Here is a 16,114-nt window from a genome sequence, read left to right as displayed (position 1 = left end):
CTCATTACGTAACCCTCGACATTACGTAACCCTCGAAAGGCTGCTGTCTTGAGTACCGAAGCGTATGTGTACGACGCGATCCGCACCCCGCGCGGGCGCGGCAAGGCCAATGGCGCCCTGCACGGCACCAAGCCGATCGATCTCGTCGTCGGCCTGATCCATGAACTCCGCAGCCGTTTCCCCGGCCTCGACCCGGCGGCCGTCGACGACATCGTGCTCGGAGTCGTGGGACCGGTCGGTGACCAGGGCTCCGACATCGCGCGGATCGCGGCCATCGCCGCCGGACTGCCCGACACCGTCGCCGGCGTACAGGAGAACCGCTTCTGTGCCTCGGGTCTCGAAGCCGTCAACATGGCGGCGATGAAGGTCCGTTCGGGCTGGGAGGACCTGGTCCTCGCCGGTGGCGTCGAGTCGATGTCGCGGGTGCCGATGGCCTCCGACGGCGGCGCCTGGTTCGCCGACCCGATGACCAACTACGACACCGGATTCGTCCCGCAGGGCATCGGCGCCGACCTGATCGCCACCATCGAGGGCTTCTCCCGCCGCGACGTCGACGAGTACGCCGCGCTCTCCCAGGAGCGTGCCGCCGCGGCCTGGAAGGACGGCCGCTTCGATCGTTCCGTCGTCCCCGTGCGCGACCGCAACGGCCTCGTAGTCCTCGACCACGACGAGCACATGCGCCCCGGCACCACCGCGGACTCCCTTGCCGCGCTCAAGCCCTCCTTCGCGGGCATCGGCGACATGGGCGGCTTCGACGCCGTGGCGCTGCAGAAGTACCACTGGGTGGAGAAGATCGACCACGTCCACCACGCGGGCAACTCCTCCGGCATCGTCGACGGAGCGGCCCTCGTCGCGATCGGTACGAAGGAGGTCGGCGAGCGGTACGGCCTGACCCCGCGCGCCCGGATCGTTTCGGCCGCGGTCTCCGGTTCCGAGCCGACCATCATGCTCACCGGCCCCGCGCCGGCCACCCGCAAGGCGCTCGCCAAGGCCGGACTGACGATCGACGACATCGATCTCGTCGAGATCAACGAGGCGTTCGCCGGCGTCGTGCTGCGCTTCGCCCGCGATCTGGACCTCCCGCTGGACAAGATCAACGTCAACGGCGGCGCGATCGCGCTCGGCCACCCGCTCGGTGCGACGGGCGCGATGATCCTGGGCACAGTCATCGACGAACTGGAGCGCCAGGACAAGCGGTACGGCCTCGTCACGCTCTGCGTGGGCGGCGGCATGGGCATCGCCACCGTCGTCGAACGCCTCTGACCGTCCCGTCCAACCCCCTTACGGAGAAACAGTAATGAGCGAGAGCACCACCATCCGCTGGGAACAGGACGAGACCGGTGTCGTCACCCTCGTCCTCGACGATCCCAACCAGTCCGCCAACACCATGAACCAGGCCTTCAAGGAGTCGATCGCGGCGATCGCCGACCGCGCCGAGGCCGAGAAGGACTCCATCCGCGGCATCATCTACACCTCCGCCAAGAAGACCTTCTTCGCGGGCGGCGACCTCAAGGACATGATCAGGCTCCGGCCCGAGGACGCCCAGCTCGCCTTCGACACCGGTACGGCCATCAAGAACTCCCTGCGCCGTATCGAGACCCTGGGCAAGCCGGTCGTCGCAGCCATCAACGGGGCGGCGCTGGGCGGCGGTTACGAGATCGCGCTCGCCAGCCACCACCGGATCGCGCTCGACGCGCCCGGCTCCAAGATCGGCCTGCCCGAGGTGACGCTCGGTCTGCTGCCGGCGGGCGGCGGTGTCACCCGTACCGTACGGCTGATGGGCATTGCCGACGCGCTGCTGAAGGTGCTCCTTCAGGGGACGCAGTACAACCCGCAGCGCGCCCTGGAGAACGGCCTGGTCCACGAAGTCGCCACCACGAGCGACGAGATGATGGCCAAGGCGCGGGCCTTCATCGACGCCAACCCCGAGTCCCAGCAGCCCTGGGACGTCAAGGGCTACAAGATCCCCGGCGGCACCCCGTCCAACCCGCGCTTCGCCGCGAACCTCCCGGCCTTCCCCGCGAATCTGAAGAAGCAGACGGCGGGCGCCCCGTACCCGGCGCCGCGCAATATTCTCGCGGCGGCCGTCGAAGGCTCCCAGGTCGACTTCGAGACCGCGCTGACCATCGAGGCCCGGTACTTCACCGAGCTGGTCACCGGGCAGATCGCCAAGAACATGATCCAGGCCTTCTTCTTCGACCTCCAGGCCGTCAACTCCGGTGCCAACCGCCCCAAGGGCATCGAACCGCGACCGGTCCGCAAGGTCGCCGTCCTCGGTGCCGGGATGATGGGCGCGGGCATCGCGTACTCCTGCGCCCGCGCCGGTATCGAGGTCGTCCTCAAGGACGTGACCGCCGAGGCCGCCCAGAAGGGCAAGGCGTACTCCGAGAAGCTGCTCGACAAGGCGCTCTCCCGGCGCCGGACCACCGAGGCCAAGCGCGACGCGCTCCTCGCCCTCATCACGCCGACAGCCGAGCCCGCCGATCTCGCGGGCTGCGACGCCGTGATCGAGGCCGTCTTCGAGGACACCTCGCTCAAGCACAAGGTGTTCCAGGAGATCCAGGACGTCATCGAGCCGGACGCGCTGCTCTGCTCCAACACCTCCACCCTGCCCATCACGCAGCTCGCCGAAGGGGTCTCGCGGCCCGCCGACTTCATCGGGCTGCACTTCTTCTCGCCCGTCGACAAGATGCCGCTTGTCGAGATCATCAAGGGCGAGCGCACCGGGGAGGAGGCGCTGGCCCGCGCCTTCGACCTGGTCCGCCAGATCAACAAGACCCCGATCGTGGTCAACGACTCGCGCGGCTTCTTCACCTCGCGCGTGATCGGGCAGTTCATCAACGAGGGTGTGGCGATGGTCGGCGAGGGCGTCAACCCCGTGTCGATCGAGCAGGCCGCCGCGCAGGCCGGCTACCCGGCCAAGGTGCTCTCGCTGATGGACGAGCTGACGCTGACGCTGCCGCGCAAGATCCGCAACGAGACGCGGCGCGCGGTAGAGGAGGCCGGCGGTACCTGGGCCGGGCACCCGTCGGACGCGGTGATCGACCGGATGGTCGACGAGTTCGGGCGTACGGGCCGCAGCGGTGGGGCGGGCTTCTACGAGTACGGCGACGACGGCAAGCGGGCCGGGCTGTGGCCGGGGCTGCGCGAGCACTTCGCGAAGACGGACGTGGACGTGCCGTTCACCGACATGAAGGAGCGGATGCTCTTCTCCGAGGCCCTGGACTCCGTCCGCTGCCTCGAGGAGAAGGTGCTGACGTCGGTCGCCGACGCCAACATCGGCTCCATCATGGGTATCGGCTTCCCTGCCTGGACGGGCGGTGTACTCCAGTACATCAACGGCTACGAGGGCGGACTGCCCGGCTTCGTGGCGCGGGCCCGTGAACTGGCCGAGCGTTACGGCGAGCGGTTCGACCCGCCCGCGCTGCTCGTCGAGAAGGCCGAGCGCGGCGAGGTCTTCACCGACGCGTGACGCGGTGCCGGCGGGCCGCGGTCAGCTCTCCTGGCTGAACGCGGCCCGCAGCTCCTCCCTGAGCGACCGCTGGAAGGCGGTGACCAGGGCCTGCACGACCATTGGCTGCATATGGGCGGACAGCGACTTCATCGCGGCCACATGCTCGGGGTCCGACTCCCGCTCCCGGTACGGGTTCCACACCTCGTCCCGGAACAGCCGGGTGAGCTCGTGGGCTGCCGAGCGGGTGTGCTCCAGCAGGACGGTACGGGCGGCGAGGATCGTCTCGTGCGCGATGGGTACGTCAAGCAACTGCACACCGAGCCGCAACAGCCCCGGGTCGAGCCGGTACGTGCCGTGCGCGTCGGCGCCCTCCAGCACCCCCATGGCGGCGAGCCGGTCGATGTCCTCGTCGGCGAGCGCCCGCCCCGCGCGGCGCTCCAGCTCGGCCCGGGTCGCCTCCTCGGCCGAGTCCGGCGCCCAGGAGGCCACGAGCGCACGGTGGATGGCGAGATCGTGCGCGCTCAGATCGGCCGGCAGCTGCTCCAGATACCGCTCGATCGCGGCGAGCGTCATGCCCTGGTGCTGAAGCTCCTCGATGAGGGCCAGCCGGGACAGATGCTCCGGCCCGTAGTGCCCGACGCGACGGGGCCCGATGGCGGGGGGAGGCAGCAGCCCGCGCGTGCTGTAGAACCGAATGGTCCGCACGGTCACCCCGGCCCGCGCGGCCAGCTCATCGACGGTGAGCGTCGGCTCCTCGGTCTCGGTAGCCATGATCTGCCTCGCCTTCCGCGCATCAATCCGGTGCAACAGTATTGCTGTCTCACCACTGTTGTGAAAGACGATGTACAGCGAAGACTGATTGTCACTGGCGGTCCGTACAGTGAATGCATGTTCGAGATCGAATATGTACGGGGGGACGCCACCGCGCCGCAGGGCAAGGGGGTCAAGGTGATCGCGCATGTCTGCAACGACCTGGGCGGTTGGGGAAAGGGCTTCGTGCTCGCGATATCCCGCCGCTGGCCTGAGCCCGAAGCGGCGTACCGCCGTTGGCACCGGGAGCGGTCGGCCAATGACTTCGGGCTCGGCGCCGTTCAGTACGTCCAGGTGGGACGGTATCTGTGGGTGGCGAACATGGTGGGGCAGCGGGGGATGCGGACCGGCAGCAAGGGGGTCCCGGTGCGCTACGAGGCGATCGACGCGGCCCTCGGCGCGCTCGCCGAGAAGGCCGCCGAGCTGGGAGCCTCGGTCCATATGCCGCGCATCGGCTGCGGACTGGCGGGCGGAAAGTGGTCGCGTATCGAGCCGCTGATAGCCGAGCGGCTGACTGGCCGGGGGATACAGGTCACGGTGTACGATTACGAGGGCTGAGCAGGGCGCCGTGCCGGGTTGTCGGCATGAGCAAGCGCCCCGGGCCGAACTGCCCCAGCAGCAGGCTCCCTTGTGGCCCGGCTATTCGACGCTCACGAGCCTCGCCGACGGCGTCAGGTTGAGCCGGCTCACTGCCTCGTTGACGTCCTTCTGCCACAGCCACAGCCGGTAGACGGGATCGACGCGGAAGTAGTCCTCCGGGCCGTGAAGGATCCGGTCGCGCATGTCCACGCAATACCGCTCCCGCCAGGAGAACGCCTCGCCCGGCTTCAACTGAACGCCGTCGGCCTTCTTCTTCGTCACCGTGTGGAGTTTCTCCACCATCCGGTATTCGTAGCCAAGCAGCGTGTCGGAGTCCGCCCAGATGCCGCTCTCATCCGCCACCGCCTTCTCGGCCGCGCTCAGCAGGAGCGGAAGGTCGAGCTCGCCCGGAATGGACGGGTAGATGATGAACGTCGCCGCCCAGCCGGAGGCGATCAGGTCGAGGTTGAACGTCGACCGCTGTTCCCGGGGCAGGGTGGCCAGTTCCTTCGCCGTGAAGCTGGGAGCTATGTAGGCCAGCAGCCGGTGATTGGTGTCAAACGGGCTGTCGGCGGTGCGGATGAACAGTCTCCGCTGTTTGTTCTTGGGCAGGGCCAGCCGGGTGAGGATGTTCTGCGTGTTGAAGGCGGCCGCGGCGGTGCCCTGCTCGAACTGAAGGCTTCCTGCCTTGCCCGTTTCGAGTTTCGGCAGAAGGAATTCGGCGAGCCCGGCGGAGATCGGTGCGATGCCCTGCCGGATCCACGTCGCCAGCTGCGCGAATTCCTGGTCGACCTTCGCTGCCCGCTGCGCGGTTACGGCCGTGACCTCCGGCGTGTCGACGGAGAGCATACGGATCGGCATCCGCATGTTCGGAGTGTCGCCGTCGTGCACGTCGACGAGGGGCTGGGCGCCCAGCGATGGCATGGTGGCACCTGCCGGTGACCACAGGACCTGTACGGGATCGATCACGACGAATCTCCCTCCGAAGGGCTGCTTCGCCAGGATTGCGCCGTCGTCCAGCGCCCGCAACCCAGCCAGCTCGAAAGGAGCTTGGGGCAACTGTGTCGGGGGCGTGCCCCAGGGGGCACGCCCCCGACGTATGAGCCCGGATCAGTACACGTTCACGCCGTACGCGCTGAGCGCCTCCCGCACCGGCTGGTGGATCGCCGAGCCGTTGGTGCCGGTGCAGCCGGAGCTGCCCGAGTGGATGCCCAGGGCCGTGGAACCGGCGAAGTGCGCGCCGCCGCTGTCGCCGCCGGCCGAACACGCGGTGGTGCGGACCATGTTGTAGACGGGCCCGTCGCCGTAGTTCACGGTCACGTTCACGGCGGTGACCGTGCCGCTGGTGACGTGGGTCGTGGAGCCGCTCTTCTTGATGGCCTGGCCGACGATGGCGTCGGCCGCGGACGTGATGTCCTGGTAGCTGCCGTTGTACAGGTTCACGTTCCCGGCGGGCTGGGCGCCGCCCGAGTAGCGGACGATGCCATAGTCGTTCGTCGGGAAGCTCGTGCCCTCACGGGTGCCGATGGACGGGCCGCCGGACGTGGCCGACCAGGTGGCGGCCGCGTTGGTGCAGTGACCGGCCGTCACGAAGTAACGGGCCGTGCCCTTCGAGACATTGAAGGCGGCCGAGCAGCGGTACCCGCCGCCGTAGATCGCGTCGCCGCCCGCCACCTCCTTCTTGAAGGCGCCGGGCACCCGCTTGATCCGCACGGCGTCGCCGAGCCCCGCGGCCACCCGCCTGAGCTGGGCCAGCGAGCGCGGCGTGAGCGACTGGTCGGCTTCGATCGCGACCTGGTTCGTCGAGGGGTCGATGCCCCAGGACGTGCCGGTGATCTTGGCCCGGTTTTCGAGGGTGTCCATGGCGGAGCGGAGCTGTGCCGTGCTGCGCTCGACGAGCTTGGGACGTGCGCCCTCGGCCCGTACTTCGTCGGCCGCGGCCTCGTCGGTGACGGTGACGACCAGTTCGCCCGTCGCGGCGTCGAGATAGGAGCCGGCGCTGTCGTCGTCGCCGAGGGTGCGTTCGAGGCTGCTGTTGACGCTGTACTGCGTCGCGGAGGCGGTGACGCCCGGTTCGGGTTCCGGGGTGGCGGCGCCGGCGGTGCCCGAGCCCAGGCCGGCGGCAGGCAGGGCGATGAGGACGGAAAGGCAGATGCGCGCGCGGAGCGTGCGTCTCATGGGGGGCTTCTCCTTCGTACGAGTCCGCAGTGGGGGATGTGCCGAGGAGCGATGTGGACTGGACCAGTTCGGAGTGCCACTCAATGTGACATGGCCCTGTCATGGACACAAGAGTGTGAGTACACCGGAGCACCCTCCCGGCAAGGGGGGTCAGGGATGGATCTGAACGGTGGCCGCAGTCAGCCGCCGGACCCCGTGCAACAGGGCGTGCTCGGCGGCCATCGCCACCTTATGCGCCTGCATCACTGTCAGCGCGGGGTCGACCACGATCGAGGTCTCCGCCCGCAGCCCGTGCCCGAGCCAGCGCATGCGCACGTCCCTCACGGCCCGTACGCCCTCGACATGCGAGAGCGCGTGCTCGGCCTCGTCGACCAGCGCCGGGTCCACCGCGTCCATCAGCCGGTGCCAGATCTCACGGGCCGCGCCGCGCAGCACCAGTGCGATCGCTCCGGTGATCGCGAGCCCGGTCACCGGATCGGCCCACCGCCATCCGAGTGCCGCTCCGCCTGCGCCCAGCAGTACGGCCAGGGAGGTGAATCCATCGCTGCGGGCGTGCAGTCCGTCGGCCACCAGCGCGGCCGAACCGATCCTGCGGCCCGTACGGATCCGGGCTCTCGCCACCCACTCGTTGCCCGCGCAGCCCACCAGCGCGGCGGCGGCCACTGCCCCCAGATGGCTGACCTCCTGCGGCTCGAACAGCCGCCGCAGCGCCTCGTACCCGGCGAAGAGCGCGGACGCGGCGATCACCAGGACCACGAAGACGCCCGCCAGATCCTCGGCACGCCCGAAGCCGTAGGTATAGCGCCGGGTGGCCGCCCGCCTGCCGAGGAGAAAGGCGAGGCCGAGCGGCAGAGCGGTGAGCGCGTCGGCCGCGTTGTGCACGGTGTCGCCGAGCAGTGCCACCGAGCCCGACGCGGCCGCGATCACCGCCTGGACGGCGGTCGTGGCGGCGAGCACACCGAAGGAGAACCACAGCGTCCGCAGCCCCTGCGCGGACCCTTCGAGGGCCGCGTCGATGCGGTCGTGCGTATGGTGATGGTGGTGACCATGGACGTGCCCGTGCCCTGTCATGGTCACCACCGTGACACATCAACTACCTTGCAGCCATTGCCGAAAAGCGGCCTCTGACCAGCTGCGAAGGGCTCGCGACTACGGTCAGTACGCGATCAGGGGGTAGTGGTCGCTGAGATTGGTGTACGTGTACGTCGTGCCCCAGCTGGAGACCGACCAGGGCGCGCTCTGCTCCTTGATCACCTCATTGGTCCAGCCGGCGGGCTTGGCGTGCCCGGTGCGGTGCAGGACGTAGTCGAGGTCCTCGCGCGGGTCGTTCGGGTAGCGGTAGTTCGCGATCGAGTTCTGCGCTGTGTCGAAGGAGTACGGGTGCCCGGTGCGGGCGTCCGCCCCGGTGAGCCCGGCGTCGGCGAGCATCGTGTTGTACTCCGGCGTCCGCGAGTCGACATTGAAGTCGCCCGCGACCAGAACCTGTTCGGACGCCGGGATGTTCTTGCCGTCGAGGAACGCGTCGATCGCCTTGAACTGCAGGCTGCGCATCTGCGCCGCCTCGCCCGCGCCGCAGCCGGGGTCGGTGGACTGCGCATGCGTGCCCACGACATGCACCTTCGTCCCGTTGACGTTCAGCACGACATAGACGAAGCCTTTGTTGGACCACCAGTCGGCACCGCAGGCGTCCTTGTAGACGTACTGCTCTTTGCGCACGATCGGCCACTTGCTGAGGATCGCGACGCCGCCGTCCTCGGGGGTGGTGGCCGAGTACGAACCGCCCGTCGCGTCCCAGCCGTCCTTGCTCCGCCCCATCACCGGGGTCTGGTACGGGTACTGGGCGGCCGCCTTCTGCTTCAGTGCGTCCGAGGCGGAGTTGTCGAAGGCCTCCTGGACCACGACAACGTCCTTGCCCTGGAAGAACGAGGCCGCGGGTATCGCGGAGGCCCGGTGGTCCTGGCCCCAGTTGGGGTACAGCGTCTTGCTGAAGAGGAAGGTGTTGTACGTCAGCACCTTCAGCGACGGAGTCGCTGCCGCATCGGCGGCGGAAGCCGCCGGCGCCGTCCCGGTGAGGACGGCGGCGGCGAGCGCGGTGGACAGAGCTGCGCCAGGGATACGGCGGAGCACGGAGTGCGGCACAGGAACTCCCAATTCGGTGGGGGGTACGACCGGCGCGGCACATCAAATCAGCCAGAGTTACCTCCTGGTAATGACCAGGTGCCTACTTTCTTTCCACAACCGCACGATCACACCAACTCCCACGCGCCGAGATCGCGACACGTGTGCGCCTGAGTCCCCCTCCGGGTGGGCTTGTCGAACTCCAGGGTGTGCGCCGCACGCGCCACGGATATGCGTGCGCAAAGCTGCTGAGTTCACGCCGAGACACACCAGGTGGGGAATTTCGATGAGCCTCTGCACAAGCGTTTCGTACGACCGACGACGGGAACTGGCGCGGCGGGCCCGCCTGCTGACGGAGGCGGACTGGTTCTCCGCCGTGGCCGTCGGCGCCATCGCGGTCAACGCGCTGCTGCTGGGAGTCGAGACGTACGCCGGTTCGCCGACCGCTGGGAGGTCTATCTGAAACTCCTGGAGCACGCCCTGCTGGGCGTGTTCACGGTCGAGATCCTGCTGCGCGGCGCGGCCCATGCCGACCGCCCGGGGGACTTCTTCCGCAGTCCCTGGAACCTCTTCGACACGGCCGTCGTGCTCAGCGCGTTCCTGCCGTTCCTCAGCGAGAACACCACCATCCTGCGGCTGCTGAGGCTGGCCCGGGTCATCCGCACGGCACGGTTCCTGCCCCAGCTGCGCATCATCATCACCGCCATCGGCAAGAGCATTCCGGGGGCCGTGAGCTTTCTGATGGTCGGCACTCTCCTGCTGTACATGTACGCGATGCTCGGCTGGGCCTGCTTCGCCGCCGACGACCCGCAGCACTACGGCTCCCTCGGCCGGGCCGCGCTCACCCTGTTCGTGCTCATGACGCTCGACGGCCTCGGCGACGCGGTCTACGCCGGGCTGCAGATCTCGCCGTGGTCGGTCGCCTACTACGCCTCGTATGTGCTGCTCAGCTCGTTCCTGCTCGTCAATCTGCTGATCGGCGTGGTCATCGACTCCCTCGCGCAGGCCCGGGAACTCGACGAGGCACGCAGGTTCCCCACGGCGGAGGGACAAATCGAGGAACCCGACCCGGCCGTTTCCAAGGAACTGAGGGACCGCATCTCAGCCGCCCGTGCGGGTCTGGAGGACCTGGAGCGGCTGCTTCCGCAGGTCCCGGGCCAGCCCGAGAAGGCACGCTCCGCCCCCTGAAAGTTACGATGGTGAACATGACCGGGGCCGTGGCAGATCCCCTACCACCGCCGCCCGGCGGAGTGCTGTGGTCCGTCGTCGGCGACATCCGCGAGCTGCTGATGCTGCCCCCGGCTCTCGCCCTTCAGGTCGCCCACCCTGCCGTTGCCGCGGGCGTCGACGAGTACTCCGTCTTCCGCAGCGACCCCTGGGGCCGCGGCGAGCGCTCGCTGCGCTCGCTCCAGCTGTGGGTGTACGGAGGCGACGCGGCGGCCGAGGAGGGGCGCAGGCTCCGGGAGCTCCACAAGCCGATCCGGGGCACGGACATCCACGGCCACCCGTATAGGGCGCTGGACCCCGAGTGCTACTCCTGGGTCCACGCCACCGGCTTCCCCGTCTTCCAGCACGCGCTGGGCTACCTCGCGCGCCCGCTCACCGAGACGCAGGAGCGGCAGCTGTACGCCGAGTGGCTTCAGGTCGGCCGGATCCTCGGCATCGACGACCGGGACATGCCGCAGACGGTCGAGGAGTTCTGGCCGTACTACCGCAAGAGGCTGGCCGACGAGGTGGAGGAAACGGCCGTCGTACGCGAACTGATCGCCCTGGATGTGACCGTGCCGCCGCCCGACCGCGGGCCGTTGCCCGTCAGAGTGCTGCTCGGGGTGCTGTGGCCGATGCTGCTTCCGTCGTTCGTACGCTTCCGCCGCTTCGTCACCATCGGGCTGATGCCGCCCGACGCGCGCGAGGCGATCGGTCTGGACTGGACCGCGCAGCAGGAGCGTGCCCTGCGCAGATTCGCCCGGGTCGTACGGGCCGTGGTTCCCGTACTCCCCGAGCGACTGCGCTACCTCCCGCTTGCGCGTGAGGCACGGCGGGCCGCCGGGCTCAGCCGGTCAGTCCGCCGCGTGCGATGACATCGGCGTACCAGCGGGCGCTGTCCTTGACCGTGCGGCGCTGGGTCGCGAAGTCGACATGCACAATGCCGAACCGCTTGCTGTAGCCGTACGCCCACTCGAAGTTGTCGAGCAGCGACCACAGGAAATAGCCGCGCACATCGGCGCCGTCGGCGATCGCCCGGTGCACCGCGGCGAGATGGGTCCGTACATACTCGACCCGCTCCGGATCGTGGACATTGCCGGACGGGTCGGCGTAGTCGTCGTACGCGGCCCCGTTCTCGGTGATCACCAGTGGCACACCCGGCAGGTCGTCACGCAGCCGGATCAGCAGCTCGTACAGACCGTCCGCGTCGACCGGCCAGTCCATCGCCGTACGCGGGCCGGGGGCAGGCAGGAAGCGCACATGCTCCTCCGCGCCGGCCCACGGCGACGGCGAGTCGGAGGTACCCGCGCCCACGACCGTGGGGGAGTAGTAGTTGATGCCCAGTGAGTCGATCGGCGTGGAGATGACGTCCAGATCGCCGTCCTGGACGAAGGACCAGTCGGTCACCTTGGCCGTGTCGCGGACCAGGTCCTCCGGAAGGCGGCCGTGGAAGACCGGGTCGAGGAAGATCCGGTTGCCGACCGCGTCGATGCGGCGGGCGGCGTCCAGGTCGGCCTCGGCGTCGGTGAGCGGGCGCACGGCGTGCAGATTGAGCGTCAGCGAGATCTCGGTTCGCGCGGGCAGGGCGGCGTGCAGGGTCTGTGCGGCCCAGCCGTGCGCCAGATTGAAGTGGTGCGCGGCTCGCAGCGAGGCGCTCGCGCTGGTGCGACCCGGTGCGTGGACCCCGGAGCCGTAGCCGAGAAACGCCGCGCACCACGGCTCGTTGAGCGTGGTCCAGGTCGCGACGCGGTCGCCGAGCGCCTCGGCCATGATCCCGGCGTAGTCGCCGAACCGCTGCGCGGTCTCGCGCTGCGGCCAGCCGCCCGCGTCCTCCAGCTCCTGCGGGAGATCCCAGTGGTAGAGCGTGGCGACCGGCCGGATGTCCGCGTTGCGCAGCTCGTCGGTGAGCCGGCGGTAGAAGTCCAGGCCCTTCTGCACGGCGGGACCGCGCCCGGTCGGCTGGACCCTGGGCCAGGCGACGGAGAACCGGTAGTCGGTGACGCCGAGTTGCTTCATCAGCGCGACGTCCTCGCGCATCCGGTGGTAGTGGTCGGCGGCGATGTCTCCGGTGTCACCGTTGCGGACCCTGCCGGGTGTGCGGCTGAAGGTGTCCCAGATCGAGGCGGTACGGCCGTCCTCCGTCGCGGCGCCCTCGATCTGGTACGCGGCGGTGGCGGTGCCCCAGCGGAAACCGGCCGGGAAGCGGAGCTCCGTCGTTGTCCCGGGGCGTGCGTCGAGTGCGGTCATGAGGAAAGAACTCCCAGAAGTGAGATGGAGCGGTGGGGGGAGGGACAGTCAGCCCTTGACGGCGCCCTGCATGATGCCGCCGACGATCTGCCGGCCGAGCAGACCGAAGACGAGGAGCACGGGGAGGGTGCCGAGCAGCGTGCCGGCCATGATCACGGACTGGTCGTGGACGTAGCCGCCGCCGAGCTGGCGCAGCGCTACCTGGACGGTCGGCTCCTGCGAGGAGAGCGCGACGATCGGCCAGAAGAAGTCGTTCCACGCGGCCATGAAGGTCAGCATCCCGAGCACCGCCATACCGGGCCGGGCGATGGGCACCACGATCGACCAGAAGATCCGGGCGGTGGACGCGCCGTCGACCCGGGCCGCCTCGATCAGTTCGTCCGGCAGCGACTGCACCAGGTACTGCCGCATGAAGAACACACCGAAGGCGGAGACGAGGCCGGGCAGGATCACGGCCTGCAGCTGGTTCACCCACTGCAACTTGGCGATCAGCATGAACAGCGGGATCACACCCAGCTGCGGCGGAATCATCATCGTGCCGACCGTGACCGCCAGCAGTGCGCCGCGGCCGCGGAAGCGCAGCTTGGCGAAGGCGAAACCGGCGAGCGTGCAGCACAGCACGGTGCCCACGGTGATCGATGCTGAGACGATGAAGGAGTTGAGCAGCGCCTTGCCGATATCGGCTTCCTCCATCACCGCCTCGAAGTTGCGGAACAGATTCGACCCGGGCAGCAGTGTCGGCGGCACCTTCGCCAGATCGGCGTTGGAGCGGCTGGCGGCGACGATCGTCCAGTAGAACGGGAACGCCGAGATCAGCACGGCGACGATCAGAATCGCGTACGCGAGTCTGCCGCCCTGCATCGTGCGCCCGGCCCGGTTCCTCCTGCGGTACGGGGACCGCGCGGGGCGGGCGCCCGTGGCGGGCGGTTCGGTCGGCGGGGCGGCGAGCGCGGTCATCGGCCGGCCTCCTTGCGGGAACGGCGGCGCGCGATCAGGGCGTTGACCCCGACGAGCACCAGGATCAGCAGAAACATCACCCAGGCGATGGCGGCGGCCCGGCCCAGATGGAAGAAGCCCCAGCCCTGCTCGTACATATAGAGACCGAGCGTCTGGTACTGGTGCGAGATACCGCCGGAGGTGGACCCCTCGAACAGCAGCGGCTCGCCGAAGAGCTGGGTCGCGCCGATCGTCGAGACCACGACCGTGAAAACAATCGTGGGACGCAGACCCGGCAGGGTGACATGGATGAACTGCCGCCAGCGCGAGGCGCCGTCCATCTCCGCGGCCTCGTACAGCTCGCTCGGGATGGACTGCATGCCCGCCAGATAGATCAGCGCGTTGTAGCCGGTCCAGCGCCAGATGACGATGGTCGAGACCGCGATCTGCGAACTGACCGTCCCTGTCTGCCAGTCCACCGGGTCGAAGCCGACCAGACCGATGACGTAGTTGATGAGACCGAAGTCGCGGCCGAAGAGCTGCGCGAAGACCAGGGTCGCGGCCGCGACACTCGTCGCGTAGGGAAGCAGCATCGCCGTACGCAGAAAAGTCCGGCCACGCAGCCGGTAGTTGAGCAGATGCGCCAGACCCAGCGCCATCACCAGCTGCGGGACGGTGGACAGCACCCCGATGGTGAAGGTGTTGCGCAGGGCGGTCCAGAAGATCTCGTCGCCGAAGAGCGCGGTGTAGTTGCCGAAGCCCCGCCACTCCATCTCGCCCGGCGTCTGCAGCTCGACCCGGTAGAGCGAGACGAAGGCCGTGTAGATCAGCGGGAAGAGCCCGAAGGCGGCGAAGAGAGTGAAGAACGGGGCGATAAAGGCGTACGGCGAGAGCGTGCGCCAGGTCCTGCGCGCGGCCGACGGCCGGGCCCCCGGCTGCGGGGAGACCGGCTTCGCGGTGGCGGTGAGGGTCACGGTGCGGCCCTTCGGTGAGTCGGTTGCAGGGGCTCCGCCCCCGGCGGCGCGAAGCTGGTGCTCCGCCGGGGGCGTGGGGGGTGGGGCTGTGGAAACCGGAGGCCGGTCCGGCCGGGTGTCGAGGACCGGCCTCCGGAGCTGTGCCGTGCCGGGAGGGCCCAGGTGGCCTTCCCGGCACCGCGGGTCAGCCGGTCGCGTTCTCCACGTTCTTCTTCGCCGTCGACCAGGCCTTGTCGGGCGACGTGCCCTTGCGCTCGACCTCGCTCAGCGCGTTGGTGATCTGGTCGGCGACGTTCTTGTCGTGGACCCCGAGGACCTGGACGGGCGCGGCCTTGGCGGCGTCACCGAAGATCTGGCCGATCGGCGCGTCGGAGAAGTACGGGTCCTTGGCCGCCGCGACCTTGGCGATGGCGCCGGTCGACGAGGGGAAGTTGCCCTGCTTGGTGAAGAGCTTGGCCTGCTGCTCGGGGGCGGTGAGCCACTGGATCAGCTCGTACGCCTCCTTCTTGTGCTCGGCCGCGCGGGGGATCGAGAGATACGAACCGCCCCAGTTGCCCGCGCCGGCGGGCAGCTTGGCGATGTCCCACTTACCCTTGCCCGCGTCACCGGCCTGGCCCTTGATGTAGCCGAGCATCCAGGCCGGGCAGGGCATGGTGGCGAAGGAGCCGGCGGAGAACGCCTGGTTCCACTGCGGTGACCACTGGTCGAGCTTGGCGCTCAGGCCCGACTTCGCCGCTTCTGCCGAAGCGTCCCAGGCGGCCTTGACGGCCGGGTTGTTCTCGTAGATCAGCTTTCCGGAGGCGTCGTAGTACCGCTCCTTCTCCTGGCCGATCATGATCGTGTAGAGGCTGCCGACGCTGTCCATCCAGGCGCTCTTGGCCGGGGCCTTCTTCTTGTACTCCTTGCCGAGCGCCAGATATCCGTCCCAGGTGGACCACTTGGCGGCGAGCTGGGTGCGGTCGGTGGGCAGTCCGGCCTGCTTGAAGAGGTCGGTGCGGTAGCACATCGCCTCCGGGCCGACATCGGTGCCCAGGCCCAGGACCTGGCCGTCCTTGCCGGTGGCCGCAGACCACTTGGCGTCGGCGAACTGGTCCTTGAGCTTGTCGGCGCCGTACTTCTTCAGATCCTCGAACTTGTCGGCCTGCTGCTGGGTGACGGCGGCGATCCGGCCCACCTCGATGCCCTGCACATCGGCGAGGCCGCCACCGCCCGCGAGCCGGGTCTGGAGCGACTTCCAGTAGTCCTGCTCGTCCTCGGTGTCGCTCTGCTTGATCTTGACGTTCGGGTGGAGCTTCTCGTACTCCGCGTAGAGCCCGGCCTCCTTGTAGCCGAAGGATCCGAACAGGTCGACGGTGATCGTGACCTTGCCGCCCGCACTGTCGGAGGCTCCGTCGGACGAACCTCCACAGGCGGCGAGCAGTGCCCCGGCGAGCGCGACCGCACTCAGGCGGACGGTGGCCCTCTTGGCGGCTCGGGCGATGGGCATGGGAAGCCTCCCTTGGCTTCGGTGGAGCGAGAACACGTTGAGAGCGCTCTCAGAGATGCGACTGGAGCGTGCCCCGGAGGGGATCGCCCCGTCAAGTCTCGAAGACATAACGGGTTGGACTCGTCG

At 68.8% G+C, this 16,114-nt stretch carries 13 protein-coding genes and 1 pseudogene; 5 read left to right on the top strand and 9 right to left on the bottom strand.

Annotated features, from left to right (window positions below; all coding sequences use genetic code 11):
- The first annotated feature begins 48 nt into the window (after window positions 1-48).
- Together ABZS64_RS20850 and ABZS64_RS20845 are read left to right on the top strand one after the other, a co-directional pair.
- Window positions 49-1,263, top strand: a complete 1,215-nt coding sequence (locus ABZS64_RS20850) for an acetyl-CoA C-acetyltransferase (RefSeq protein ID WP_355831476.1) — start codon at window positions 49-51, stop codon at window positions 1,261-1,263.
- 34 nt (window positions 1,264-1,297) lie between these two features.
- Entirely contained in the window at window positions 1,298-3,472 is a 2,175-nt protein-coding gene (locus tag ABZS64_RS20845) for a 3-hydroxyacyl-CoA dehydrogenase NAD-binding domain-containing protein (protein ID WP_355831473.1), read from the top strand.
- A gap of 21 nt (window positions 3,473-3,493) precedes the next feature.
- Here ABZS64_RS20845 and ABZS64_RS20840 read toward each other — a convergent pair whose 3' ends face one another.
- Complete coding sequence (locus tag ABZS64_RS20840) at window positions 3,494-4,225, bottom strand: MerR family transcriptional regulator (RefSeq protein ID WP_355831470.1); 732 nt, start codon at window positions 4,223-4,225, stop codon at window positions 3,494-3,496.
- Window positions 4,226-4,342: 117 nt separating this feature from the next.
- Between ABZS64_RS20840 and ABZS64_RS20835 the strand changes: the two genes are divergently transcribed.
- The gene (locus tag ABZS64_RS20835; protein WP_355831467.1) at window positions 4,343-4,822 is read left to right on the top strand and encodes a macro domain-containing protein; all 480 of its coding nucleotides are present in this window, start codon (window positions 4,343-4,345) and stop codon (window positions 4,820-4,822) included.
- Between the two features lie 81 nt (window positions 4,823-4,903).
- On the opposite strand, the gene ABZS64_RS20830 is transcribed toward ABZS64_RS20835, so the two are convergent.
- From ABZS64_RS20830 to sph, 4 genes are all read right to left on the bottom strand, one after another.
- Entirely contained in the window at window positions 4,904-5,812 is a 909-nt protein-coding gene (locus ABZS64_RS20830) for a nuclease (protein WP_355831465.1), read from the bottom strand.
- A gap of 141 nt (window positions 5,813-5,953) precedes the next feature.
- Window positions 5,954-7,021: a S1 family peptidase gene (locus ABZS64_RS20825; protein WP_355831462.1), complete on the bottom strand. Its 1,068-nt coding sequence runs from the start codon at window positions 7,019-7,021 to the stop codon at window positions 5,954-5,956.
- Between the two features lie 150 nt (window positions 7,022-7,171).
- A complete protein-coding gene (locus ABZS64_RS20820) occupies window positions 7,172-8,092 on the bottom strand; it encodes a cation diffusion facilitator family transporter (RefSeq protein WP_355831460.1) in 921 nt (306 codons plus the stop codon).
- 84 nt (window positions 8,093-8,176) lie between these two features.
- Entirely contained in the window at window positions 8,177-9,160 is a 984-nt protein-coding gene (gene sph / locus ABZS64_RS20815; protein ID WP_355831457.1) for a sphingomyelin phosphodiesterase, read from the bottom strand.
- 265 nt (window positions 9,161-9,425) lie between these two features.
- Between sph and ABZS64_RS20810 the strand changes: the two are divergent.
- Both ABZS64_RS20810 and ABZS64_RS20805 read left to right on the top strand, forming a co-directional pair.
- A pseudogene (locus ABZS64_RS20810) lies at window positions 9,426-10,327 on the top strand (ion transporter).
- A 17-nt stretch (window positions 10,328-10,344) separates the two neighbouring features.
- Window positions 10,345-11,220 (top strand): oxygenase MpaB family protein, encoded by an 876-nt coding sequence (locus ABZS64_RS20805; protein WP_355831455.1) that lies wholly within the window; start codon window positions 10,345-10,347, stop codon window positions 11,218-11,220.
- Here ABZS64_RS20805 and ABZS64_RS20800 read toward each other — a convergent pair.
- The 4 genes from ABZS64_RS20800 to ABZS64_RS20785 form a co-directional block, all read right to left on the bottom strand.
- Window positions 11,192-12,592: a GH1 family beta-glucosidase gene (locus ABZS64_RS20800; protein ID WP_355831453.1), complete on the bottom strand. Its 1,401-nt coding sequence runs from the start codon at window positions 12,590-12,592 to the stop codon at window positions 11,192-11,194. The genes ABZS64_RS20805 and ABZS64_RS20800 overlap by 29 nt on opposite strands.
- Window positions 12,593-12,640: 48 nt before the next feature.
- Window positions 12,641-13,549, bottom strand: coding sequence for a carbohydrate ABC transporter permease (locus ABZS64_RS20795; RefSeq protein WP_355831450.1), 909 nt, complete (start codon window positions 13,547-13,549; stop codon window positions 12,641-12,643).
- Window positions 13,546-14,502 carry a sugar ABC transporter permease gene (locus ABZS64_RS20790; RefSeq protein WP_355831448.1) on the bottom strand — a complete coding sequence of 319 codons (957 nt, stop codon included), beginning with the start codon at window positions 14,500-14,502 and terminating at the stop codon, window positions 13,546-13,548. Before ABZS64_RS20790 ends, ABZS64_RS20795 begins: the two co-directional genes overlap by 4 nt.
- A gap of 184 nt (window positions 14,503-14,686) precedes the next feature.
- Window positions 14,687-15,988, bottom strand: a complete 1,302-nt coding sequence (locus tag ABZS64_RS20785) for an extracellular solute-binding protein (protein ID WP_355831445.1) — start codon at window positions 15,986-15,988, stop codon at window positions 14,687-14,689.
- Window positions 15,989-16,114 lie beyond the last annotated feature (126 nt).

Source organism: Streptomyces sp. NPDC005408, from assembly GCF_040606445.1.
In the GTDB taxonomy this organism is placed as follows: domain Bacteria; phylum Actinomycetota; class Actinomycetes; order Streptomycetales; family Streptomycetaceae; genus Streptomyces.
This window is presented reverse-complemented; position numbering and strand designations above follow the sequence as displayed.